General features: G+C 66.6%; 23 protein-coding genes. 7 read left to right on the plus strand and 16 right to left on the minus strand.

Translation table 11 applies throughout. The features are described 5' to 3' along the window. Nucleotides 1–8: 8 nt before the first annotated feature. Together FAZ11_RS02560 and FAZ11_RS02565 are read left to right on the plus strand one after the other, a co-directional pair. Nucleotides 9–455 carry a tripartite tricarboxylate transporter TctB family protein gene (locus tag FAZ11_RS02560; protein WP_058768288.1) on the plus strand — a complete coding sequence of 149 codons (447 nt, stop codon included), beginning with the start codon at nt 9–11 and terminating at the stop codon, nt 453–455. A gap of 3 nt (nt 456–458) precedes the next feature. Then, complete coding sequence (locus tag FAZ11_RS02565; protein ID WP_058765241.1) at nt 459–1,967, plus strand: tripartite tricarboxylate transporter permease; 1,509 nt, start codon at nt 459–461, stop codon at nt 1,965–1,967. Between the two features lie 50 nt (nt 1,968–2,017). On the opposite strand, the gene FAZ11_RS02570 is transcribed toward FAZ11_RS02565, so the two are convergent. The 7 genes from FAZ11_RS02570 to ppc all read right to left on the minus strand — a co-directional run bounded on the left by FAZ11_RS02570 (nt 2,018) and on the right by ppc (nt 9,288). After that, nucleotides 2,018–2,797, minus strand: a complete 780-nt coding sequence (locus FAZ11_RS02570) for a class I SAM-dependent methyltransferase (RefSeq protein ID WP_058765275.1) — start codon at nt 2,795–2,797, stop codon at nt 2,018–2,020. Between the two features lie 37 nt (nt 2,798–2,834). Continuing rightward, on the minus strand, nt 2,835–3,536 hold the full coding sequence (locus FAZ11_RS02575; RefSeq protein ID WP_058774214.1) for an extensin-like domain-containing protein: 702 nt from the start codon (nt 3,534–3,536) through the stop codon (nt 2,835–2,837). 102 nt (nt 3,537–3,638) lie between these two features. Beyond that, nucleotides 3,639–4,496, minus strand: coding sequence for a DUF72 domain-containing protein (locus FAZ11_RS02580; protein ID WP_058774215.1), 858 nt, complete (start codon nt 4,494–4,496; stop codon nt 3,639–3,641). Beyond that, complete coding sequence (locus FAZ11_RS02585; RefSeq protein ID WP_058774216.1) at nt 4,496–4,855, minus strand: hypothetical protein; 360 nt, start codon at nt 4,853–4,855, stop codon at nt 4,496–4,498. Before FAZ11_RS02585 ends, FAZ11_RS02580 begins: the two co-directional genes overlap by 1 nt. A 138-nt stretch (nt 4,856–4,993) precedes the next feature. Beyond that, on the minus strand, nt 4,994–5,677 hold the full coding sequence (tsaB, locus tag FAZ11_RS02590) for a tRNA (adenosine(37)-N6)-threonylcarbamoyltransferase complex dimerization subunit type 1 TsaB (protein WP_058774217.1): 684 nt from the start codon (nt 5,675–5,677) through the stop codon (nt 4,994–4,996). 137 nt (nt 5,678–5,814) lie between these two features. Next, the gene (gene adk, locus FAZ11_RS02595) at nt 5,815–6,462 is read right to left on the minus strand and encodes an adenylate kinase (RefSeq protein ID WP_058765250.1); all 648 of its coding nucleotides are present in this window, start codon (nt 6,460–6,462) and stop codon (nt 5,815–5,817) included. Between the two features lie 189 nt (nt 6,463–6,651). Next, the gene (ppc, locus tag FAZ11_RS02600; RefSeq protein ID WP_058774218.1) at nt 6,652–9,288 is read right to left on the minus strand and encodes a phosphoenolpyruvate carboxylase; all 2,637 of its coding nucleotides are present in this window, start codon (nt 9,286–9,288) and stop codon (nt 6,652–6,654) included. Nucleotides 9,289–9,455: 167 nt separating this feature from the next. On the opposite strand from ppc, the gene FAZ11_RS02605 reads away from it, so the two are divergent. The 3 genes from FAZ11_RS02605 (at nt 9,456) to lptF (ending at nt 11,454) form a co-directional block, all read left to right on the plus strand. Further along, nucleotides 9,456–9,791, plus strand: coding sequence for a hypothetical protein (locus FAZ11_RS02605; protein ID WP_058765254.1), 336 nt, complete (start codon nt 9,456–9,458; stop codon nt 9,789–9,791). Between the two features lie 412 nt (nt 9,792–10,203). Beyond that, the gene (locus FAZ11_RS02610) at nt 10,204–10,635 is read left to right on the plus strand and encodes a DUF4398 domain-containing protein (protein ID WP_058774219.1); all 432 of its coding nucleotides are present in this window, start codon (nt 10,204–10,206) and stop codon (nt 10,633–10,635) included. A gap of 45 nt (nt 10,636–10,680) precedes the next feature. Further along, a complete protein-coding gene (lptF, locus tag FAZ11_RS02615; protein WP_058765277.1) occupies nt 10,681–11,454 on the plus strand; it encodes a lipotoxin F family OmpA-related lipoprotein LptF in 774 nt (257 codons plus the stop codon). A 55-nt stretch (nt 11,455–11,509) separates the two neighbouring features. Here lptF and FAZ11_RS02620 read toward each other — a convergent pair whose 3' ends face one another. The 5 genes from FAZ11_RS02620 to msbA all read right to left on the minus strand — a co-directional run bounded on the left by FAZ11_RS02620 (nt 11,510) and on the right by msbA (nt 18,663). Next, nucleotides 11,510–12,979: a helicase HerA-like domain-containing protein gene (locus tag FAZ11_RS02620; protein WP_058774220.1), complete on the minus strand. Its 1,470-nt coding sequence runs from the start codon at nt 12,977–12,979 to the stop codon at nt 11,510–11,512. A gap of 50 nt (nt 12,980–13,029) precedes the next feature. Further along, nucleotides 13,030–14,457 (minus strand): bifunctional D-glycero-beta-D-manno-heptose-7-phosphate kinase/D-glycero-beta-D-manno-heptose 1-phosphate adenylyltransferase HldE, encoded by a 1,428-nt coding sequence (gene hldE, locus FAZ11_RS02625; RefSeq protein ID WP_058765260.1) that lies wholly within the window; start codon nt 14,455–14,457, stop codon nt 13,030–13,032. 90 nt (nt 14,458–14,547) lie between these two features. After that, entirely contained in the window at nt 14,548–15,960 is a 1,413-nt protein-coding gene (locus FAZ11_RS02630; protein ID WP_058774221.1) for a PIG-L deacetylase family protein, read from the minus strand. Between the two features lies 1 nt (nt 15,961). After that, nucleotides 15,962–16,858: a GNAT family N-acetyltransferase gene (locus FAZ11_RS02635; RefSeq protein WP_058774222.1), complete on the minus strand. Its 897-nt coding sequence runs from the start codon at nt 16,856–16,858 to the stop codon at nt 15,962–15,964. After that, complete coding sequence (gene msbA, locus FAZ11_RS02640; protein WP_058768302.1) at nt 16,852–18,663, minus strand: lipid A export permease/ATP-binding protein MsbA; 1,812 nt, start codon at nt 18,661–18,663, stop codon at nt 16,852–16,854. Before msbA ends, FAZ11_RS02635 begins: the two co-directional genes overlap by 7 nt. A gap of 105 nt (nt 18,664–18,768) precedes the next feature. Here msbA and FAZ11_RS02645 point away from each other — a divergent pair, with 105 nt between their 5' ends. Then, nucleotides 18,769–19,365 carry a serine acetyltransferase gene (locus FAZ11_RS02645; RefSeq protein WP_058774223.1) on the plus strand — a complete coding sequence of 199 codons (597 nt, stop codon included), beginning with the start codon at nt 18,769–18,771 and terminating at the stop codon, nt 19,363–19,365. Here FAZ11_RS02645 and FAZ11_RS02650 read toward each other — a convergent pair. Beyond that, nucleotides 19,340–20,179: a glycosyltransferase family protein gene (locus FAZ11_RS02650; RefSeq protein ID WP_058774224.1), complete on the minus strand. Its 840-nt coding sequence runs from the start codon at nt 20,177–20,179 to the stop codon at nt 19,340–19,342. The two genes, FAZ11_RS02645 and FAZ11_RS02650, sit on opposite strands and share 26 nt — an antisense overlap. A 21-nt stretch (nt 20,180–20,200) precedes the next feature. Next, nucleotides 20,201–21,250 carry a glycosyltransferase family protein gene (locus FAZ11_RS02655; RefSeq protein WP_058774225.1) on the minus strand — a complete coding sequence of 350 codons (1,050 nt, stop codon included), beginning with the start codon at nt 21,248–21,250 and terminating at the stop codon, nt 20,201–20,203. Between the two features lie 117 nt (nt 21,251–21,367). Between FAZ11_RS02655 and FAZ11_RS02660 the strand changes: the two genes are divergently transcribed. After that, on the plus strand, nt 21,368–22,009 hold the full coding sequence (locus tag FAZ11_RS02660; RefSeq protein WP_058774226.1) for a lipopolysaccharide kinase InaA family protein: 642 nt from the start codon (nt 21,368–21,370) through the stop codon (nt 22,007–22,009). On the opposite strand, the gene FAZ11_RS02665 is transcribed toward FAZ11_RS02660, so the two are convergent. Continuing rightward, on the minus strand, nt 22,006–23,172 hold the full coding sequence (locus FAZ11_RS02665; protein WP_058774231.1) for an O-antigen ligase family protein: 1,167 nt from the start codon (nt 23,170–23,172) through the stop codon (nt 22,006–22,008). The two genes, FAZ11_RS02660 and FAZ11_RS02665, sit on opposite strands and share 4 nt — an antisense overlap. 5 nt (nt 23,173–23,177) lie before the next feature. Next, nucleotides 23,178–23,939, minus strand: coding sequence for a hypothetical protein (locus FAZ11_RS02670; RefSeq protein ID WP_058774227.1), 762 nt, complete (start codon nt 23,937–23,939; stop codon nt 23,178–23,180). Between the last annotated feature and the right edge of the window lie 21 nt (nt 23,940–23,960).

Genomic DNA, 23,960 nt, shown 5'->3' on the forward strand with positions numbered 1-23,960 from the left:
GTCTTCCCATGCTGCTCAAACGTCTGTTCCTGCTGGCCTGGCTGCTGGCGGCCCTGGCGATGATCGCCGTCGGCTGGCAATACCATGCGCCCTTCTCCTACGAGCCGGTCGGTCCGCGCGCCTTTCCCCTGCTGGTGCTGGGTCTGCTCGTCATCGGGTTGGGCTATCTGATCGTCAAACCCGGTCACTCCGAGGAAGAGCCCACCGACGGCCCCACGACGATCAGGGTCGTGCTCTGCGTGCTGGTGCTGCTGGCCTTCGCACTGTTGTTCGAGCCCCTCGGCTTCATTCCCAGCGCGGCCATCGCCGGCATCGCCATGGCGCGCCTATATGGCGGTCGCTGGCTGCCCAGCATCGTCATCAACGGCCTGCTGGCCATCGCGCTGTACATCCTCTTCGACCGCTGGTTGGACGTGCCCCTGCCCCTCGGCATTCTCAACGGCCTGGAGTTCTGACCGATGGATACCCTGAATTTCCTGGCGCAAGGCTTCGGCATCGCGCTGACGCCGACCAATCTGCTCATCGCGCTGATCGGCACCCTGATCGGTACCGTGGTCGGTCTGCTGCCCGGCCTCGGACCGATCAACGGCGTCGCCCTGCTCATTCCGGTGGCCTTCGCCCTGGGCCTGCCGCCGGAATCGGCGCTGATCCTGCTGGCGGCGGTCTATCTGGGCTGCGAGTACGGCGGTCGGATCTCCTCGATCCTGCTGAACATCCCCGGCGAAGCCTCGACACTGATGACGACCCTCGACGGTTACCCCATGGCGCGCAAGGGCCTGGCGGGCGTGGCCCTGTCGCTGTCGGCGTGGAGCTCCTTCATCGGCGCGCTGATCGCCACCTGCGGCATGGTGCTGTTCGCCCCGCTGCTGGCCAAGTGGGCCATCGCCTTCGGCCCTGCCGAATACTTCGTACTGATGGTACTGGCCATCGTCGCCCTGGCCGGCATGGCCGGTGACAAACCGATGAAGACCCTGGTCGCGGCGCTACTCGGCCTGTTCCTGTCCACCATCGGCATCGACGCCAACAGCGGTGTCTATCGCTTCACCTTCGACAGCATCCATGTCGCCGACGGCATCCAGTTCGTGGTGCTGGTGCTTGGCCTGTTCTCGGTGAGCGAGGTGCTGTTGCTGCTGGAGAAGACTCACCAGGGTCAGGTGGCGGTGAAGGCCACCGGGCGCATGCTGTTCAACTTCAACGAAGCGCGCCGCGTGTTCTTCATCAATCTGCGCTGCGGTGTCGGCGGCTTCATCATCGGCGTCTTGCCGGGTGCCGGCGCGACCCTGGCCAGCGCCCTGGCCTACATGACCGAGAAGCGCATCGCCGGCAGCTCGGGCGAATTCGGCAAGGGCGACATCCGCGGCCTGGCCGCTCCGGAAACCGCCATCGGTGCCTCCTGCTGCGGCGCCATGGTGCCCATGCTGACCTTGGGCGTACCCGGTTCCGGCACCACCGCGGTGATGATCGGCGCCCTGACGCTGTACAACATCACCCCCGGCCCGCTGCTGTTCGAAACCCAGCCGGACCTGGTGTGGAGCCTGATCGCCTCGCTGTTCGTCGCCAACGTGATGCTGCTGGTGCTGAACGTGCCGATGATCAAGGTGTTCACCCAGATCCTCAACGTACCGAACTGGTCGCTGGCCCCCGCCATCGCCATCATCACGGCGATCGGCACCTACGCCGTTCACGCCACCACCTTCGACCTGCTCCTGATGGTCGCAGTCGGCATCCTCGGCTACATCCTGCGCAAGCTGGACTTCCCGCTGTCGCCGCTGCTGCTGGGCTTCATCCTGGGCGGTCTGATGGAGCAGAACCTGCGGCGGGCGCTGTCGATCTCCAACGGCAGCCTGGACATCCTCTGGCACAGCGGTATCAGCCAAGGCATCTGGGCGGCGGTGATCGTCATGCTGCTACTGCCCGCCCTGCGCATCTGGCGTCGTCGGCGCCAACTCAAGGCAGCCGCTGCCTAAGCGTCTCTCGCGGTAGCAACGGCCGGATCCCTGATCCGGCCGTTGCTTTTCTAGTCGCCGGTTTTCAGCGATTTCTTCGGATAGATATCGTAGCGGCTGGACTTGCCCTCCAGCACATAGCCCGGCTTCACCCCCTCGATGGCCGGCGCCTTGCGCGGGCGCTTGACCACCACTCGATGGGTAGCGCGCGCGAGGGCCGCGGCCAGCAGCGCCGGGGCATCCAGGTCGTCGCCCACCAGCGGGCGGAACAGGCGCATTTCCTTCTTCACCAGGGCGCTCTTGTCGCGGTGCGGGAACATGGGATCCAGGTAGATCACCTCCGGTGCCTCGCCCTCCCCCGCCTGCAGATAGGCGGTGGAGTCGGCCTGCACCAGGGTCATGAGCGCCACGATACTGGCCGCCTCGAGGTCCCGCGCGGCGCGGGCCAGGCCGTCTTCGAGCAAGGCGGCGATCAGCGGCTGGCGTTCCACCAGGGTCACCTGGCAGCCCAGGGTGGCCAGCACGAAGGCGTCGCGTCCTAGCCCGGCGGTGGCGTCGAGGATACGCGGACGTACGCCGGGCCCGACGCCGACCGCCTTGGCGATCATCTGGCCGGTGCCGCCACCGAACTTGCGCCGGTGCGCCGCGGCGCCCTCGACGAAGTCCACCCGTACCGGCCCCGGTGCATCCGGGCCGCGTTGCACCAGTTGCAGGCCCTCGCTCCCGAGTTGCAGGGCGAAGTCCTCGCCGGTCGCCGTGCCCAGGGGCAGCCCCAGGCGCGTCGCCCAGGCGGTCGCGGCGTCGGTGAAGGCGGATTCCAGGGCTTCGACGATGAGCGAGGGACTGGGCATGGACAGGGGCGACTCGGTGGCGGAAAGACCGGCCATTCTACCGGCAGACGCGGAAGCCACCCATGTCGACGTGGAAATGATCGCGGTGCGCGGCGTTGTAGTCCGGTCCCAGGGTGGTGTTGAAGGCGCGGCAGGCGCCGTCGCGTACCTGGCGTAGGAAGCGCTGCGCCTGGGGATCGCCGTTCCAGTCGCGCGCGACCGTGATCCGGCGACCATCGGCCAGGCGCAGGCCGGCGATATCCAGCGCATTGGCGCTGGCATGCTGGCTGCGCCGCCCGCTGGCCCTGCCGTAGACGTTGCGGCAGGCGAAGCTGCCGTAGTGCTCCACCTCGGCCACCCGCTGCCCATAGACCGCCTCGGCGGCCGGTTGCAGCGCCTTCCGCTCAAACAGTGCGAAGCTCACTGCCAGCGGGCAACTGGCGATGAAACTACCGCTCAGCCGTACCCCTTCGCCGCGTTGGATGCGCACCGCACGCTCCAGTGGGCAATCAGCCGAACCGGGATTGCCACGGAGTTCGCGATAGCTGAGCGCCGAGGTAGCCAGGGAGGCTGCGCAGTAGTCGGCATCGGTTTGCAGGCGCCAGAGCTTGAGGCGGGTGACCGGATTGGCCGGTGCCTGGATATCCAGCGGCGCCCAGGGGTTATAGGCCGGTGGAATGCGTAGCCAGCCCTGGTCGAAGGCGGTATGCAGGCCGCCATAGAGCAGGATGACGAGACCGAGTAGATGTCTGGCTTTCATGGAGCGCCGGCAGGATTCGCGAGGGACGATAGGATTTGAGACCGGAACGGCCTTTGGGAATGCCGGGGAAAACGTCGCCAAACGTATCGGATCAGCAGGCTCTTACAGCAGGCCGAGTTGCTCGGTATCGGCAGTACTTAAGGTCGGCAGCTCCGGCAACCCGGGCAGGCGCTCGCGCAACTGGGCGTGGAATCTCAGGGCCAGCTCGGGCGCCTGGCGATTGTCCGGGGTATGCAGGAAGACATAGGGCACCTTGCCTGCTTCGATCCAGTCAGCGACCCGGGTCACCCACTTGGCCAGGTAATAGTCATTGGCGGCCAGCTCCAGGCGACCGATGAAGCGCACCTGGGGACGATCGCTGAAGGCCAGGGCGCGGGCCGGAACGCGGGGCTTCTTGGATTGCGCCAGGCGTACCGCCGGATCGCTCGGGTCGGCGCTGAACAGCGCGGCGGAATCCAGGCCGATGCGTTCCACACCCAGTTCCAGGAGCAGGCGATTGAGGGCACGCTCGGTGTCGCCCTTGTCGAAGAAGGCCAGGTGACGGACCTCCACGGCCAAGGCGCGACGCGGCGCCAGGGCTTCGAGGAACACCTTGAGCTCAGCCAGCCGATCCGGGCCGAAGCGCCGCGGCAACTGCAGCCACAGCGGGCTGGCCCGCTCGCCCAGGGGCGCCAGCAGCTCGATGAAGGTACGAGCACTGGAGAGCTGTACCCGCAGATCATCGGCATGGCTGATGTCCTGGGGGAACTTGGCGCAGAAGCGAAAGCCCGCCGGCATCACCTCGGCCCAATGACGGATCTTGTCCGCCGACGGCCAGGCATAAAGGGTGGTATTGCCTTCCACGGCGTTGAACACCTGGGCATAGCGCGGCAGGAAGTCGGCGGGCCGCAGGCCGTGGTAGAGGCTCTCGCGCCAGGCGTTATCGTTCCACGAGGGACAGCCGAGGAAATACGGCAGCATCAGGCGTAGAGATCGAGGCCCACGACACTGGAGGACCCGTCAGGCTCGGCACCCAGCGTAGCGGTGCTGCCGTAGCTGGCCAGGGCCTGCTGGGCACGGGCGGTGAGGTTGCTGGCGAAGCGGCCTTCGCGCTCGCTGAGCACCAGGCCGTTGGACCCGGCATCGCCGCTGTCGGTGGCAGCAGCGGCCTCGACCCGGCGCGCGGGGGCGACCTGGGGTTGGGCGTTGCCTGTGGCATCCTTGGCGATGGCTTTCTGGCGGGCGTCCTCATCCCTCGCCACCTCGCGAACGGGCGTGACCACGCGCGAGGAACGATTCAGGGGGTAGGCAGAGGAGGAAAAACCGCTGTCGATGCGCATGGCAGGTCCCGAACGGATGCAGCTACTCTAGGTAGGGCCGAGGTCTAAGGCAATCAGGGGTCGGACGTCCGTCACGAACAGCGGACGAGCGGCCTCAAGTACTTAGAGCGGCCGTCACCGTCTCCCGGTTCCACGGGTTCAGACCGGCGTCTTGGGAGTGGCGACCCGGTCACGCAGATAGACCGGTTGCGCCGCCTCGGACTCGGCTGCCACGGCTTCGCCACGCTGCCAGGCACTGGCCGCCAGAACCGCCAGATCGCGGGCATGGGGTAGCAAGGTGGCATCCAACTCGGTCAGCGGCAGGGCCATGCGGCCCACGTACCCCCAACCGGTGCCGGCGCCGAACCAATCGCCAGTGGCAGCATCGGGCAAGGCGATGGCTTCGGGCGCCAGCACGGCCTCTGCGCCCGCCAGCACCATGGCTTCGCCGTCCAGGCGGTAGCAGCCCCAATAGACCTCGTCCATGCGCGCATCGATGGCGGCGGCCACCTGGCTGACGCCCCGCTCGCGCCAGGCGCGCTGGGCGAGAATGGCCAGATTGGAAACCGGCAGCACCGGCCGCTCCAGGCCGAACGCCAAGCCCTGTACCACGCCGATGGCGATGCGGACCCCGGTGAAGGCGCCGGGACCGCGACCGAAGGCGATGGCGTCCACCTGCGCCAGCGCCATGCCGGCCTCGGCGAGCACCTCCTGCACCATGGGCAGTACCCGCTGGGCATGCAGGCGCGGAGCGATCTCGTAGCGGTGGATGATCTCGTCGCCCAGATGCAAGGCGACCGAGCAGGCTTCGGTGGCGGTATCGAGGGCGAGCAGGATGGACATAGGGGCAAATCCGCAACGGTTTGGAAGGCCGCGCATTCTAGAGCAAGACGGGACGCGAGGGGACCCGCCTATCGGTACGACGCCAGGACGGCGTCGTACCGGGACCGCCTGCAGGCACAGGCGGTGGGAGCCGGGGCTCAGCTCAGGGCGTTCATCACCTTGGCGGTAATGGCGTCTACCGAACCCACGCCTTCGATACGGCTGCACTTGGGGGTGCCTTGGGCAGCGCCCAGCTTCTGGTAGAAGTCCACCAGCGGCTTGGTCTGGGAATGGTAGAGCTCCAGACGCTTGCGGATGGTGGCTTCGCGATCGTCCTCGCGCTGCACCAGCGGCTCGCCGGTCAGGTCGTCGACGTCGGCGACCTTCGGCGGATTGTGCTGCACGTGGTAGACGCGGCCCGAGCCCGGGTGCACGCGGCGACCGGACAGCCGCTGGACGATTTCCTCGTCATCGACGGCAATTTCCAGGACGTGGTCGATCTTGACGCCCGCGGCTTCGAGGGCCTCGGCCTGGGGAATGGTGCGCGGGAAGCCGTCGAACAGGAAACCCTTGGCGCAATCGGCCTCCAGGATACGCTCACTGATCAGGGCAATGATGATCTCGTCGGAGACCAGGCCGCCGCTGTCCATGATGTCCTTGACCTGCAGGCCCAGGGGCGTGCCGGCCTTGACCGCCGCACGCAGCATGTCGCCGGTGGAAACCTGCGGAATGCCGAATTTTTCAGTGATGAACCGGGCCTGAGTACCTTTGCCGGCACCGGGCGCTCCCAGCAGGATTACGCGCATCTGTAGCTCCTTAAAATGGTCTCGGACTGGCAGCCCACACGGGTGCTGTCGCGATGATTGTTGTCGACGACACGAGACGGCCAAAGGGACCAACCATACACAGCGCCCTCTGGCCGCACAAGTTACCAAGCGTCGCAGGTGCCGTACCGGTCGTTACGACCTAGAGCCCCTGCAGACGCGACTTCCTTCTTAACCGGTATTACGCAGTCCGGCGGCGATCCCGGCCACGCTCACCAGCAGCGCCAGGTCCAGCGCCGCCGGCTGGCTTTCCCCCGCCGCCCGGGCCCGCGCCAACAGTTCGATCTGCAGCAGATGCAGCGGATCGAGGTAGGTGTTGCGCACGGCGATGAATACCAGGGTTTCCGGGTTGTGTTCGAGCAGTTCGCCCTGCCCCGTCAAGCGCAGTACCGCCACCCCGGCCTGGCGCAGGCGCTCGCGCAACTGGCTGCCGAGCACCTGCAACTCGGCCTCCACCAGACGTTCGTCATAGAGCCGCGCCAATTCGGCTTCGGCCTTGGCCAGCACCATTTCCAGCATGTCGATGCGGGTCTGGAAGAACGGCCAGCGCTCGCGCATCTCGCGCAGCAGGGGCGATTCGCCACGCCGCTCCGCCTGCTCCAGCGCCGCTTCCCAACCGAGCCAGGCGGGTAGCATCAAACGGGTCTGGGTCCAGGCGAAGATCCAGGGAATGGCCCTGAGGCTTTCCACGCCGCCTTCGCGGCGCTTCGCCGGACGGCTGCCCAGGGGCAGACGACCCAGCTCCTGCTCGGGGGTGGCCTGGCGGAAATAGGTGACGAAATGCGGGTCCTCGCGGACCACGCCGCGGTAGGACTGGAGACTGTCGCGGGCGAGGCGATCCATCTGGTCGCGCCAGGCCGGTTCGGGCACCGGCGGCGGCAGCAAGGTGGCTTCCAATACGGCGCCCAGGTACAGCGCCAGATTCTGCTCGGCGATGGCCGGTTGGCCGAACTTGAAGCGGATCATCTCGCCCTGCTCGGTGGTGCGGAAGCGCCCAGCCACCGAACCCGGCGGCTGCGACAGGATGGCGGCATGGGCCGGACCACCGCCACGCCCCACGGTGCCGCCGCGGCCGTGGAACAGCAGCAGCTCCACGCCACGGCTGGCACAGATCTCTACCAGGGCCTCCTGAGCGCGGTACTGGGCCCAGGCGGCGGCCAGGGTGCCGGCATCCTTGGCCGAATCCGAGTAGCCGATCATGACCTCCTGGGGACCGGCCAGGCGTTCGCGGTAGTCGGGCAGGTCCAGCAGGCTTTCGATGGCCGTCCCGGCGTTGTCCAGGTCGTCGAGGGTCTCGAACAGCGGCACGACGCGCATCGGGTGGCGCACTCCGCACTCGCGCAGCAACAGTTGCACGGCGAGGACATCGGAGGCCGCGCCGGCCATGGAGATGACGTAGGAACCCAGCGCCGCGGGTGGCGACTCGGCGATGACGCGACAGGTGGCGAGCACTTCCTGGGTGTCGGCGGCGAGTTCGGCATCCTGGGGCAACAGGGGACGCCGGCTGGCCAGCTCGCCGCGCAGGAACTCCAGACGCTGCGCCTCGCTCCAGCCGGCGTAGTCGCCCAGATTGAGGTAGCCGCAGATATCGGCCATCGCCGCGGCATGGCGCGCGGCGTCCTGGCGGATGTCCAGGCGGACCAGATAGAGCCCGAAGGTCCGTGCCCGCCGCAGGGTATCGAGCAGAGAGCCTTCGGCGATGACGCTCAGGCCACAGTGCTGCAGCGAGTCGTAACACAGTTGCAGCGGGGCGATCAGGTCGGCGTTGTCGCTCAAGACGTGGCGAGCCCCGGCATGGGGATCGGTGATGGCATGGGCGGCCCAGCTGCGGGTGATCTGCAGGCGCTCGCGCAGCACCTTGAGCACCTTGCGATAGGGTTCGGGGTGATCACCGGCCTGCTCGCGCAAGGCCGGGCTCGCGGCCTGCATGGACAACTCAGCGGCTAGCCGGTCGACGTCACGCAAATAGAGATCCGCCGCCATCCAGCGCGCCAACAGCAGCACCTCGCGGGTCACGGTGGCGGTGACGTTGGGATTGCCATCGCGGTCGCCACCCATCCAGGACGAGAAGCGCAGCGGCGCGGCGCTCAGTGGCAGGCGCTGACCGGTGTGCTGCTGCAGGCAGGCATCCAGGCTGCGCAGGACATTGGGTACCGCCTGCCAGAGGGAATTCTCGATCACCGCGAAGCCCCACTTGGCTTCGTCCACCGGCGTCGGGCGCTGGCGACGGATTTCCTCGGTGTGCCAGGCCTCGGCGATCAGCCGCCGCAGCCGCGCCTCGATGGCGGCCACCTCGGCGGCGGTCAAGTCGCGGTGGTCGAGTGCGGCGAGCTGGGCGCTGATCTCGTCGTATTTCTGGATCAGGGTGCGCCGCGAGACCTCGGTGGGGTGAGCGGTCAGCACCAGGTCGATGTCCAGTGCCGCTACCCGCTCGGCCAGCGCCTCGCCGGCATGCCCGGCCGCGCCTAGCCGCTTGAGCAACTCGGGCAGGACTTGCTGCTCGAACGGCGGCGCCTCGTCTTCGCTGCGGCGGCGGACACGGTGGTATTCCTCGGCGATGTTGGCCAGGTTGAGAAAATGGCTGAAGGCCCGGGCCACCGGCAGCAACTCGTCTTCGGCCAGGGTATCGAGGGTATCGCCCAGTTGCCGGGCCCCCTCGGCGGAGCCGCCACGGGCCGCCTTGGCCCCCTTGCGGATCCGCTCGATCTTGTCGAGAAAGGCCGCGCCGTGCTGGTCGGCGATGGTCTGCCCCAGGAGATCACCTAGCAAACGTACCTGCTCGCGCAGACGAACGTCGATTTCCACCATCTTGTTGTGCTCCTCGAAAGTACCGGTTCGGACCTCGCGGCAAAGGCTGCGGTCTAGGGCTGAGGACAGCACCTTGTCACGCGGGTTGCAAGACCCGGTCAGTGCAGGGTGCACAGAGCCGGTCGGGCTGACCATCCGACCTTTGCCTAACGCCAATGGAGATGCCTATGAAGATTCGTGAACTCGCCCACCAATGGGAGCAGCAGGCCACCACTCCGAGCACCACCCGGACCTACAGCCTCAATCTGGAATTGGAAACCGCGGCTCGGCTCGAAGCCTTGCGCGAACTCTATCCCCAACGCACCCCGGAAGCCCTGCTGAGTGAGTTACTGGCGGCGGCCTTCGAGGAACTGGAAGCGAGCTTTCCCTATGTGCAGGGCAGCGAAGTGGTGGCCACCGACGAACTGGGCGATCCGTTGTATGCCGACGCGGGAGCGACGCCGCGCTTTCTCGAATTGGCGCGCAAACACCTGCACCGACTGCAGGCGGAGGACGGCGTCTAGGCTTTGTACGAAAAGTACCTGCGCTCGGTGATGCTTCGTTGAAAAACGCCTCGGAATGCTCATTTACCGCTCGTAAACTCCGCTTCCTCGGCGTTTTTCGCCTCGCCTGACCTTCGCTCGGCGACTTTTCGTACAAAGCCCTAGGCGCCTCGACCTGCAGTCTTACCTACGGCGCTACCGCTCTGCGAAGGGCTTTGCCATGAGCGGAAATTCGATAGCTCGTGAACATTCCTGTCGGATGAGCGGTCATAGGATCAGACCGCAGCGCTGGACGGGGACGTTTGCAAACGCCCGCCACGGACCTTTCGGAACGGGCAAGCACCTTTTTCCAGATGCGGCTTTTGCTGACCAAGGCGCCCGCCCTGCCCGTGCCGGCGGCGTGCTTTTCGGATAAATAACGGAGCTTGAATCCATGAAGAGTGCCACTGCCCAACCGTCTTTTTCCAAAGCCTGCACCCTGAAACTCGCAGCCCTTGCGCTGGGCAGCTCGCTGTTGCTGGCCGGTTGCGCCGGCAATCCGCCGACCGCGCAGATGGCCGTGACTCAGTCCGCCGTCAACGAAGCCGTCAGCTCTGGTGGCAACCAATATGCCCCCATCGAGACCAAGTCGGCGCAGGACAAGTGGGCCCAGGCCCAGACCGCGCTCTCCAACGAGAAGTACGCCGAAGCCAAGCAGCTGGCCGAGCAGGCTGAATGGGACGCTCGCCTGGCTACCCGCAAGACCCAGGCCGCCAAGGCCGAAGCAGCACTCAAGGATGCCCAGAACAGCATCCAGCAAATCCGTGAGGAAGGTCAGATCAACCTGCAGCTCCAGCAGAACCTGCAGAAGAAGGTCCAGCAGTAAGCGACCCGCTCGTTCTTACCTCCACGAATTCAAAGGATGACCATCATGCGTAAACACATTCTGATCCCTGCCGTGTCGCTGCTCAGCCTGGCCCTGGCCGCCTGCTCCACACCGCCCAACCCCAATCTGGAAAAGGCCAAGGCCGATTACTCCGCCCTGGAATCCCAGCCGCAGGCCGCCCAACTGGCCGCCCTGGAAACCAAGGACGCCGGCACCTGGCTGCAAAAGACCGAGAAGGCCTATAAGGACGGTGAAAACGAGAAGACCGTCGACCAGCTGGCCTACCTGACCAACCAGCGCATCCAAACGGCCATGCAGACCATCAAGCTGCGCATGACCGAAGCCCAGATGCAGAACGTCGACGCCGAACGTACCCAGGCCCGCCTGGATGCCCGTACCGCCCAGCTCAAGCAACTGCAGGACGCCCTGCAGGCCAAGCAGACCGACCGCGGCACCATGGTGACCTTCGGCAACGTGCTGTTCGATTTCAACAAGGCCGAACTCAAGCCCCAGGGCTATGCCAATGTGCAGAAACTGGCCGACTACCTGAAGCAGAATCCCGAGCGCAAGGTGATCGTCGAGGGCTACACCGACAATGTCGGCGGCGATGCCTACAACCTGCAACTGTCCGAGCGCCGCGCCCAGGCCATCCAGACCGCGCTGATCAGCGCCGGTGTGGACCCGAGCCGCATCCAGACCCGTGGCTATGGCAAGAACTTCCCGGTCGCCAGCAACAGCAACGCCTCCGACCGCGCCCTGAACCGCCGCGTGGAAGTGACCATCTCCAACGACGCCAACCCGGTCGCCCCGCGCATGTAATGGCGGCGTGAAACGCAAAGACCCCGCTTCGGCGGGGTCTTTTTTTGCCGCCTGGCTAGCGGCGCTTGCTGCCCAGCAGCGACCCCAAGAGCCCGCGCACCAGTTGCCGGCCCAGCTGATTGGCCGCCTGGCGTGCGGCAGTCTTGAGCGCCTGCCCGGCCAGTTCACCCAACAGATCGCTCAGCGCCCCGCCCTCCTTCGATTTCGCTGGCGCGGGAGCCTCTTCCGGTACCCGCTTCGCTTGACGATCACGCAGGATTTCATAGGCCGACTCGCGATCCACCGCCCGGTCGTAGCGCCCCGCCTGGGGTGATTGACGGATCAAGGCCTGGCGCTCGGCCTCACTCAGCGGACCGACCCGCGATTGCGGTGGCGCTATGGCCACGCGCTGGACCTTGGCCGGGGTACCCTTGTCTTCCAGGCTGCCCACCAGCGCCTCGCCGATGCCCAGTTCGGTCAGCACCTGCAGGCTGTCGAAGGCCGGATTGGGGCGGAAGCCGTCGGCCACCGCGCGTAGGGATTTCTGCTCCTTGGCGGTGAAGGCGCGCAGGCCGTGTTGGATGCGCAGGCCCAGCTGGGCCAGGATGTCGTCCGGCAGATCGGCGGGCGACTGGGTGACGAAATAGACGCCGACGCCCTTGGAACGGATCAGCCGCACCACCTGCTCCAGGCGATCGCGCAATGCCTTGGGCGTATCGCCGAACAGCAGATGGGCCTCGTCGAAGAACAGCGCCAGCACCGGTTTGTCGGCATCGCCACGCTCGGGCAATTGCTCGAAGAGTTCGGCCAGCAGCCAGATCAGGAAGGTGGCATAGACCTTGGGCGCCTCGTGCACCAGGCGACTGGCGTCGAGCAGATGGATGCGCCCGCGGCCATCGGCCTCGGGGCGCAGCACGTCTTCCAATTGCAAGGCCGGCTCACCGAAGAAGGCCTCGGCGCCCTGCTGCTCCAGGGTAGCCAGGCGGCGCAACAGCGCCTGGGCCGAGGCACCGGTGAACAGGGCGCGGTCTTCGCCAAGGGCTTCGGGTTGCTCGCGCAGGTGATTGAGCACCGCCTTGAGATCCTTGAGATCGAGCAGTAGCAGGCCTTCACGGTCGGCCAGCTTGAAGGCGGCGTGCAGGGCGGCTTGCTGGCTGTCGGTCAGCTCCAGCAGATTGCCCAGCAACAAGGGGCCCATTTCGCTCAGGGTGGTCCGCAATGGATGGCCGCTCTGGCCATCGACGTCCCAGAGGGTGACCGGATAGGCCTGGGGCTGGTGCGGCAGGCCTTGGGCGGCGATGCGTTCGGCCAGTTTGCCCTGGGGCGTACCCGCCGCGCCAAGGCCGCAGAGATCGCCCTTGATATCGGCGGCGAAGACCGCGACGCCGGCATCGCTGAAGGCTTCGGCAAGCCGTTGCAGGGTGACGGTCTTGCCGGTGCCCGTGGCGCCGGCGATCAAACCGTGGCGATTGGCGAGCTTGAGGGGATGACCGAGGGGTTGGCCATCGGTCTGGGTACCAAGGATCAGCAGGGGCGTCGAGGACATGGCGCAGCTCCATAACGGTTCTGCGCCCAGCTTAACCCGAGCGGCCGCCGTCAGGTGCGGTTGCGGATGCGCTCGACGATGGCGGTGGTGGAGCTGTTCTCCACCAGGCCGAGGATGCGTACCTCGCCGCCGTAGCCCTGCACGATCTGGGCGCCGACCACCTCTTCGACGCTCTTGTAGTCACCGCCTTTTACCAGCACGTCCGGCCGCACCTGTTCGAGCAAGCGCTCGGGGGTGTTCTCACTGAAGGGGATGACCCAGTCCACCGCGCCGAGACCGGCCAAGACCGCCATGCGCCGGTCGACGCTGTTGATCGGCCGCCCCGGGCCCTTGAGGCGGGTGACCGAGGCATCGTCGTTGACCGCCACGATCAGGCGATCACCCTGGGCGCGCGCCTGCTCCAGATAGGTCACATGACCAGCGTGGAGGATGTCGAAGCAGCCGTTGGTGAAGACGATCTTCTCGCCATGGGCGCGCGCATCCTCGATGGCCAGTTGCAACTGCTCCAGGGTCAGGACACCGCGCTCGGAACCTTCCGAGCGTTGCACCGCCCGGCGCAGCTCGGGGGCGCTGATGGCGGCGGTGCCCAGCTTGCCGACCACGATGCCGGCCGCCAGATTGGCCAGGGCCACGGCCTGGGGCAACTCCTCGCCGGCCGCCAGGGCGGCGGCCAGGGTGGAGATCACGGTATCGCCGGCGCCGGTCACGTCGAACACCTCGCGGGCGCGGGCCGGCAGGTGCAGCGCGGCCTGGCCGGGGCGCAGCAGGGTCATGCCGTGCTCGCCACGGGTCACCAGCAGGGCGCCCAGGTCCAGTCGCGCCATCAGCTCGCTACCCTTGGCCACCAGCTCGGCATCGTCGGCGCAGACGCCGACGATGGCCTCGAATTCGGACAGGTTCGGGGTGATCAGGCTGGCACCGCGATAGATGGAGAAATCCTTGCCCTTGGGATCGGCCAGCACCGGAATGTTGCGCGCCTTGGCCAACTGGATCAGCGCCTGGTGATTCTTCAGGGCGCCCTTGCCGTAGTCCGAGAGCACCAGCACCTTGACCCCGGCCAGCATGGCCGCGGTGTCCGAGGCCAGCGCCTGGGCGTCGGTGTCGAAGGGTTCCTCGAAGTCGACGCGGATCAGTTGCTGGTGACGACTCATGATGCGCAGCTTGACGATGGTCGGCTGCTGGGCGATGCGCTGGAAGCGTACCTGCACATGGGCGGCTCTCAGGCTGTCGGTGAGGGCATCGGCGGCTTCGTCCTGGCCGGTGACGCCGACCAGATAGGCCGGCGCGCCGAGGGCGGCGATGTTGAGGGCGACGTTGGCCGCGCCACCGGGACGATCCTCGTGCTGGTCGACCCGCACCACGGGTACCGGCGCCTCGGGGGAAATCCGCGAGGTGGTGCCGTGCCAGTAGCGGTCGAGCATCACGTCGCCGACCACCAGGACCGGCGCGAGATCGAAGCGAGGCATGGTCAGCTTCATAGGGACAGGCTCCAAAGCGCGAAAATGGCGGCGATCATACCATAGCGTTCCAGGCGCCCCGGAAGCGCCTGCCAGCGGGAAAGGCCGGGCTCAGGGCAGGCGGCGATTGATCCAGAACAGCTCGTGGCGGCGCACCGCCTTGCGGAAAAACTCGTCTTCCCCCGTGCGCGGCCAGCGACGCCCGGCCAGCAGCCACTGGATGGCCCGGCGCAGGCGCTTCTTGGCCGGCAGCGGCACCAGCAGGTCGTGCTGCAGGCCCAGGGCCATGGCCTTGTCCAGCCGGCGCGCGGGGGTCAGCAGGGGACTCCAGGGCACCAGGGGTGCGGGTGTCTCTATGGCTGGCGGCAGGGCGATACCGCCCTCGGCCGGGCCCATGGGCCAGCGGTCGTTGTCGTGCAGGTGGTTGGCGTAGAGCAATTCGAACTCGGGCTGCCACTGACTCGCCACCATGGCCTCGCGCAGGGCCTGGGTGCTGGCCACATGGTCGGCATGGGGATCGATCTCCGGGTGCGGTAGCACCACCACCTCGGGACGGAAATGCTCCAGCAGCGCCACCAGGTCGGCCACCAGGTTGCGCCAGTTGGGAGCACCGTCGGCGTCTCCGGGTAATTCGATGGCATTGAAGCGGCGTGCGCTGCGGATATCAGCTTCGCCGGACTCGCGGGAGCCGCAGGCCTGATCCGGCGCCTGGCGCATCGCCGGCAACTGCAGGCAGTAGTAACCCAGTTGGAAGCAGCGCTCCGGCAGTACCCCACCCCAGAGTGGCGTGACCAGGCTGTCCCAGGTGCGTAGTCGGCCCTTGAGCCGGGCGGCAGCCTGGCGGTCGAGGCCAAGGCGCTGGTAGTGCTCGGCCTCGATCTCGCCCTGGGTCAGGGTGACGATGCTGGTCTCCGGTGCCTGGCTGTAGAGGCCGAAGGCGGCCAACTCGGCATCGTCGGCGTGAGGGGCGATGACCATCACGCGCTTGCTGCTGAAGTCCGGCTGGGCGAAGACATGCAGGCGCAACTCGCCCTGCAGGCGGCAGAAACGCGTCCAGAGCTGCAGCTCGCCGCGGCGCAGGGCCTCGGCATAGCCGCTGAGGTTGACGTAGCGGCGTCCGGCCACACCGCGTTCGAAGTCCTGGCGATCGCTGTCGTCGCCCGCCCGCAGGCGCACCTGGGGATCGAGCAACCGGCCGAGCCAGCTGGCGCGCAGGCGGCACTCCAGGAACAGCGTCAGCTCGCCCGGCGGTAACTCCACCGCCGCCAGCCGGCCCTGCTGCAGATGCAGCCCCAGGACCAGGGTGTCGGCGGGAAATTGGTAGCTGTAGCTGTCGCGCGGGGAATAGAAGAGGTGATCAGCGAACCAGGCCTCATGCGCCAGCCAGACCAGCACCGCCAGCAATGGCGCGCTCCACCAGGGGCCCAGCAGCAGGCAGCCGAAGAGGACCACGGCGATGACCAGCAGGGCCAGGCGCTTGTGGCGGCGATGGCGTTTGAGCAGGGCTTGTTTGCGGGCGGTCATCTCAGCTCTCGAAGACGGTGACGCGGTGGCACCAGCGATCCTTGTAGTCGCGGTCGGCGCGACCGAAGGAATAGCGCAGCGCCTTGTCCAGGGCACGGGCATCCTGCCAGGCGGCCTGGGTATTCAGATAGGTGAGGACGCTGCCCGGACTGAGGTCGCTGCAGCTGGGATCGACGCCGCCGTTGACGTATTCGACGCTGATCCACTGCGACGCCTCCACCCGGTAGAGCACCTGGATGGCCACCGGCCGCTCGCCGAGCATGAGCACCGAACCGGTCATGAAGTCCCGCAGCAGGGCGAATACCTCGGCCAGCCGCGCCTTGCCCGGCACCTCGAAGCCCCAGCGCGCCTCGAACAATTGGGCATAGATACGTGCCTGCTCGGCACTGTCCAGTTCGGCCATGGGGACGGCGCGGCCACCGGCATCCTCGAAAAGACGTTGCTCGCGGCGCTGGTTGTAGCGGAATTTCTTCGACCAGGCCTCCGGTTCGCGGAGCATCGCCAGTTCTTCGCTCTGCCGGCGCAGACCGGCGAAGCGCTCGTCACACAGCGGCGACAGGTAGCGGGCGCGCTGGCGCAGATGGGCGGCCGCGCCCGGTGCGGCGGGCAGGATGATCTCGGCATTGCCCAGGTCGAACAGGGCGCGCTGGCGGCGCTTCTTCAGCACCGCGCGGGACAATGCCAGCTCGCGGCCCCAGCAGGGCACCGCGGCCTGCCAGCCGTCCTCGCCGGGCCAGCCCAGGTAGCGCACCGGGATACCGGCCAGCTCGGCCAGTCGGGCCACTACCTCAGGGTGGGTGGCGACGCTGCCGCCGTAACGCTGCCAGGTGGCGGCATAGTCGGCGGCGGAAATCGAGGTCCAGCCGCGCTCACGCCAGAAACGCAGTCGGTTCAGCATTCGATCGTCGGCGCCGGCGGCGCGACCTCCTCGAATTGCTTGGCGTGCAGGCGCGCGTAGTAACCGTTCAGCGCCAGCAGTTCGCTGTGGCTGCCGCGCTCGACGATGCGCCCGTGGTCCATCACCAGGATCAGGTCGGCTTTCTCGATGGTCGAGAGGCGGTGGGCGATCACCAGGGTGGTACGCCCCTGCATGACGCGATCCAGCGCCGCCTGGATGTGGCGCTCGGATTCGGTATCCAGCGCCGAGGTGGCCTCGTCGAGGATCAGTAGCGGCGCGTTCTTCAGCAGCGCCCGGGCGATGGCCAGGCGCTGGCGCTGGCCGCCGGAGAGCAGAACCCCGTTCTCGCCGACTTGGGTGTCGTATTGCTGCGGCAGGCGCTGGATGAATTCGTCGGCATAGGCCGCTTCGGCCGCCGCCTTGACCTGCTCCATGGGCGCCCCGGCCAGATCGCCATAGGCGATGTTGTTGGTGACGCTGTCGTTGAACAGGGTGACGTGCTGGGTCACCAGGGCGATGTGCCGGCGCAGGTTGCTCAACCGGTAGTCCTGGATCTCCAGGCCATCGAGCAGGATCTTGCCTTGCTCGTGCTGGTAGAAGCGCGGAATGAGATTGGCCAGGGTCGACTTGCCACTGCCCGAGCGGCCCACCAGGGCCACCATCTGGCCCGGCTCGGCGACGAAGTCGATGCCTTCCAGCACGGCCTTGTCGGTGCCCGGATAATGGAAGGTCAGGTTGCGCACCTCCAGGCGACCCTGGACGCGCTCGCGCTCTTCGCGGCCTTCATCGCGCTCGGCGGGTTCGTCGAGTTGCTCGAAGATGCTTTCCGCCCCGGCCACGCCGCGCTGGATGGTGGAGCTGACCTCGGAAAGCTGACGGATCGGCTTGGGCAGCAGGCCGGCCATGGTGATGTAGGCGACCAGATCACCGGCGGAGGCGCTCCCGCGCAGCCACAGCACCAGGAACATCAATACGGCCATGGCCGAATAGATCACCAGTTGCAGCATGGGCGTATAGACCGCACCGGTCTTGGTCATGGTCAGTTGCTTGTCGGTGTTGGCCGTGCTGGAGTCGAGGAAGCGCTGCTGCTCGTAGCGCTCGCCGCCGAAGCTGCGCACCACCCGGTAGCCTTGGATGGCCTCGGAGGTAATGTGGGTGACGTCGCCCATGGCCGATTGGATCTTGCTGCTCTGCTTGCGGAATTTGCGGCTGGCGCTGGTCACCATCAGGGCGATCAGCGGCAGGATGGCCACCATCACCAGGGTCAGCTTCCAGTTCATCCACAGCAGCGAGGCGAACAGGAAGACCACCGTCATGCCCTCGCGGATCACCACCTTGATCGCCTCGGTGGCGGCGCCGGTGACCATGGTGACATTGAAGGTGATGCGCGAGATCAGGTGGCCCGAGTTGTTGGCGTCGAAATAGCGATTGGGCAGGCGCAGCATGTGGTTGAACAGCGCCACCCGCAGGTCGTGTACCAGCCCCAGGGAAACCCGCGCCAGGAAGTAGTTGCCGAGAAAGGAACCGACGCCCTGCCAGGCGGCGATCAGGATGATCATCAGCGGCACCGCCGCGACCAGATGCAGCCCGCCGATGATTGGCCAACCGGGAAACATGGCGGCGTTGGGATTGTTCAGGCCATCGACGAAGTACTTGAGGATGCCGGCCAGCATCGGCTGGGTGGAGGCGAAGATCAGGAAGCCGATGATGCTCAGGGCGAACATGCCGATGTAGGGCCGCACGTAACCGAGCAGGCGGAAATAGATCTTCAGGCTGGAAGTCTGCGCAGGGGAGTCTTGGCTCATGGTCTCGTCGTGACGCAAAAGCGCCATGTTAACACGCACCTGCGGCTGACCCAGCCAGGGGATTTTCCGCTAGGCTTGCCCTCCCCCTGCTCCGGAACGCCTGTCATGCCACCGCTCATCGCCACCTTCGCCGAACTCAAGGACTACTGGCGCCTGGAGGTGCTGGATGCGCCCGGCAAGCCGCTGCGCCTCAAGCGCCTGCTCCGCCGCGTGATGGCCGGCGAGAGCCCGAGCTTTCTGTTCTGGTATCGCCTGGCCCAGTTCCTCTACTGCCGCCCACGCGGCCTGCTCAATTACCGCAAGCTGGCCGAGCGGCTCAATCGCCGGCTGATCCGCCGGCACAATATCGAGATCCTGCTGGGCGCGCGCATCGGGCCCGGGCTGCGCCTGCCCCATCGCATGGGCATCTGCGTCTCCAACCTGGCGGTGATCGGGCGCAACGTGATGATCCGCCAGCACACCACCATCGGCATCAAGAGCGACGATCCGGCGCGGCTGGTCGGCATCTTCATCGGCGACAACGTCAGCCTGGGGGCTCACGTCTGTATCGTCGGTGACCACCTGACCATCGGCGACAACGCCGTGGTCGGGGCCGGTGCCCTGGTGATGCGCGACATCCCGGCCGACAGTCTCTACTACAGCCGCCATGAGGCGGTGATCCGTCCGCTACCCAGTCTTACGCCCGGGGATGGCGCCCGCTGAAGACGGTCCTTAGCATCTGCGGCAGCACGCCATACAGATAGAGACGATTGCCCAGCAGCTGCCGCCCCAGGTAGCGCAGCACCTTGCCGCGGGAGGCGCCCTTGTAGTGCAGGCGCAGCAGCAGGGCGACATAGAACTTCTCGATGTCGCGGAAGCGCCGCTGGGCGGGGGTCTCTTGCTCCAACTCGGACAGCGAGTGATCCAGCACTCCGGCGCAGAGCAAGTCGACCGACTCCTCCCGCGCCAGCTCCTGCACCCGCAGGAAGAAGGAAACATCGACCCCATAGAGGGCGAAACGCTCGTCGAAGACGTCGCCATGGCGCGCGGCGAGGCGCTGGGCCAGGCCTCGTGACAGGCACAGGCCGGAGCTGATGGTGACGGTGGCCTGGGGATCCAGCGGACCCTCGCTGGTCACCACCTGCTTGTACTGGTGGGGATAGCGGATGGCCCCCGCGCCCAGCACCAGCGGGACCAGCAATTCGGCCTCCCGCCCAAGCGCCTGCAGATAGCGCTCGTCCACCACGGTGTCCTGATCGAAGATCACCAGCCGCTCGGGGCCGAGGCGCAACGCCTGATTGTAGACCCGACTCAGCGGCGGATTGCCGAGGTCTTCCTCGATGAGCACCTGCGCCCAGCCCGGCGTGGCCAGCAGGGTCTGACGCTCCGCCTCGTCCAGAGCCTGGGGGCCGTTGTTCCAGACCAGCAGGGCGCTGCCCTCTGGCAGGCTGGCGACGGGCTGGGCCAGCAAGCTGCGCAAGGTGGCCGAATCCCGGGGGCGCAAGCCGTAGAGGACGACGAGAAAGAGCGTTCGCATGCAGAGATTCCTGAAGGGATGCTAGCCGCGCACCCGCGTGCGCAGATAGTCGAGCGCCGCGCCGGCTTCGTCGGCCAGATGCGGACGTGGCAGGTCGTCCGGCCAGATGCCTTCGGCGAAGGCCTGGCGATCGCCGCCGCCCAGGCGCTCGCTCAGCGCCCGTTCCCACCAGACGTGGCGACAGGCCTGGGCGTAGCTGTCCTGGGGGGCCAGGCAGCCATAGAGCAGCTTGCGCCCCAGACTGGCCCGCTGCTTGTCCAGCCCGACCAGTTGCCACTTCACCCGCAGCCGGGTCCAGACATCGGGCAGCGGCTTGGTCAGGGGCACTTCCTGCCAGTGGCGGCGCAACTCCGACGAGTAGTCTTCGCCATAGCGCTCGAAGAAGTGCGCCAGCATGAAGTGCAGAAAGCGTTTTTCCGCGTAGTAGTGGCGGATGGCGCCCCGCGCCTGGGTGATGGTCAGGTCGGCCAGACTGAACGACAGGGCGATCTGCTCCAGGGTATGGACCTCGTCGTCATGGCCGCGCCAGTCGTCGATCAGGGCGATGGCCCGCTCGACCCGGGCCAGATGGGTCCGCGCCAGCCCGCAAACGCCACTGTTGTAGAGCCGCGTATCCTCCGCCGGCTCTTGCCGCCGCTCGGCCAGGGTCGCGGCGAAGCGGGCGAACTCGGGCCGCTCCCGGGCCTTGCGCCAGCGCCACTCCTCCACATCCATCACGCAGCGCTGGTCATCGATCCCGTCGAACAAGGGCGCCAGTGGCGCCTGGACGACGGTATCGCTGTCGAGGAACAGGGTCTTGTCCGCCCTGGGCAGCGCCCAGGCGATGGCGCAGGCCTTGCTGCGGTGGAGGTAACCATGCTGGCCCTGCCACTCCTTCAGGGTGGCCCCCTCGATGGGCAACGGCTCGACCGGCCAGCCGCGATAGTCCTGCGGCCGGTCGGTCACGATACGGATGGCAATATCCTGCTGCTGCCGCCAATGCAGCACGCTCAGCAGGCTGAACTTCAGCTCCTGCCGATAGGCCTGAGCACCGCCATAGACGAAGTACAGGAGTTGACGTGTTGGGCGCATGTAAAGGTGCCGGCAAAAATCAGATTCTAACAACAAGCAGCGGGATAGGGCGTAAGGGTCACTTCACAGCTTGCCACCTTCGGGTAACATGCACGCCCTGACGTTGACGGGTCCTGCATGAAGCCTCTCGAACATTCGCGCTATCTCGAACTGCGCGACGCCGCCCAGGTAGTGGAAGCCGATCACCATGGCGACAAGGTCCTGCGCCTCACCGATGGCAGCTATCTCAAGCTGTTCCGCCGCAAACGGCTGCTGACCTCGGCCGCCCTGTTCCCCTACGCCCAGCGCTTTGCCGACAACGCCCGCCAACTGGCCGCGCGCGGCATTCCCTGTCCACAGGTGCTGGAGGTCTATCGCGCCGCTTCGCTGCAGCGCGATGTGGTCCATTACAGCCCGCTACCCGGCAACACCTTGCGCCAATTGCGCGACTCGGATGAGGCGGAGGCACTGCGTCCGGTGCTGGGTCGTTTCATCGCCCGCCTGCACGACAGTGGCGTCTACTTCCGCTCCCTGCACCTGGGCAACGTGGTGCTGACCCCCAACGGCGAGCTGGGCCTGATCGACATCGCCGATCTGCGCTGCCACGCCCGCCGCCTGCCGCTGCGCCTGCGGGTGCGCAACTTCCATCACCTGCTGCGCTACAGCGAAGACCGCGACTGGCTGTTCCAGCCCGGCCGCGAGCCCTTCCTGCGTGCCTATGCCGAGGCCTGCCGCCAGCCGTTGGACTGGCGTGACCTCGACCGCCAGCTACAGGACTAGCCTGGCAGTGCCTGAGCCAACGCCAGTTTGCGCCGTCGCTGTACCTCGGCGCCGACGATCATTGCCGCCGGCAGCAATACCAGTGGCCACAACTCGTCCGGATTGCCGATCAGCTTGGCGCCGTCGAAATTGAGCATCAGCAGCGCCACCGCCAGGTAGAGCCCCCAGGGATCGCGATTACGCAGCGCGGCGCCCAGGGTGGCCAGCATCAGCACAGCGAAGATCAGCAGCGACACCAGCCCGGTGTAGATGCCCAGGGAGACGAAGATGTTGTGCGGATGCTGGATGGCTTCGGTGCCATGCAGGAGGTCATGGCTCTGGTAACCCAGGCCGCAGCCCAGCCACCAACCGCAGCCTTCCCAATCCTTGATCATGAAGTGGAACAGCTCGATACGACCGGAATCCGCCCGTCCCCAGAAGGAGACGAACCAGGCCTCGGTGTGCACCACCTCGACCACCCCGGCGATCAGGGCGCTGACCAGGATGACGAAGGCCAGGGTCCGCAGCGGAAAACGCGGAAAGGCGAAGAGCACGCCCAGGGCGGCCAGGAAGACGATGCCCACCAGCCCGGTGCGGGTCTGCAGGGCGAAGGAGATCCCGACGATGCTGATCACCACGGCGGCCAGCAGCTCGCCCCAGCGCCGCTCGCGAATCCAGGTGGGCACGGCGAGGCCGCCCAGGCAGACCAGCCAGATGCTCACATAGATGGGGTTGGAGATCCGCCCCGGCAAATGGATGACCCGCTGGCCCACGGCATAGTGACCGGTGAGCCAGAAGACCAGGCTGGAACCCACCGCATAGGCACAGAGGATCCAGAAAGCCAGGCGCACCAGGCCCGGTCGGCGAAAGAAGTCGCCATCCACCAGGCAGGCTACGATCAGCACGAACAGCAGCACATAGAGGATGTGCTTGAAGAACATCCCCTCCTCCGCCCGCGCGCCCGGCACGATGAACCAGGCGAGGAACACCAGCCAGAGCAGCAGCAGCGGCGAGCGCCAATCGATCAGCCGTGGACGGAGGACGAAGAGGATCAATGCCGGCAGGGCAATGGCCGCGTAGTAGAAGCTGTTGATCCACTTCGCCACGGGAATGCACAGATAGGCGGCCATGAACACCAGTACCGCCAGGGTGAAATAGCGGCTCTGCTGCAGCCGATCGAGCACGGGTGTCACCACAAGAGGGCTCCGAGGAGTGCGCCGACCAGGAAGGCCAGCGCCAGTTTGATGCGCTCCATGCGCCGGCGCTTGCGCTTGTCGCTGCGATCCTTGTCACTGACCACGTGCTGGCCGAAGCCGGTGTGCAGCACGGCGTCGTTTTCCAGGATCAGCGCATGCCGGCTTTCGTCGGCATAGCGGCGCGAGAGTTCCTTCTCGCCGGTCAGTTCGCCATAGGGGGCGTGCAGTAGGTAGTCGGCACGCCGCCGCAGGCCGGGATTGAAGGAGAAGCCCTGCCATTCGGGCTTGTGCGAGCCGACCTCGTAAAAGGCGATGCCGGCCTGTACCTGCCGCGGCTTGAGATAGACATAGGGGCTATGGATCGCCAGGTCATGGGCATGGCTGCGCAGCCACACCTGTAATGCCTGGGGATCGGCCTCCAGCAGTGCCTGGGAGTCCTCGACGAAGCCGGGACGGTAGAAGGCCCAGTCGTCTTCGCAGTGGAAGATCCAGCTCGTCTCGACCCGGGCGTAGGCGGCGTCGACGCTGCGCATCTGGCCGAGCTTGGGATTGTTGACGATGAATTCGGTATGTTCGCGCCAGTGCGCCGGGATGCAGTCGCGTACCCGCTCGTCACCGGAATCCTCGGTGATGAAGACCCGGCGAATGGGCGCGGTGTTGAATTCGTCGAAGGTCGCCAGCGTCTGCGTGAGCAGCTCGAAGCGTCCGCAACTGGTGACGACCAGGGAAATGTCGCTGTCGGCGGAAAACTGCACGTTCTACCCTTTCTGCCAGGT

This window comes from Pseudomonas rhizoryzae (assembly GCF_005250615.1).
GTDB lineage: Bacteria > Pseudomonadota > Gammaproteobacteria > Pseudomonadales > Pseudomonadaceae > Chryseomonas > Chryseomonas rhizoryzae.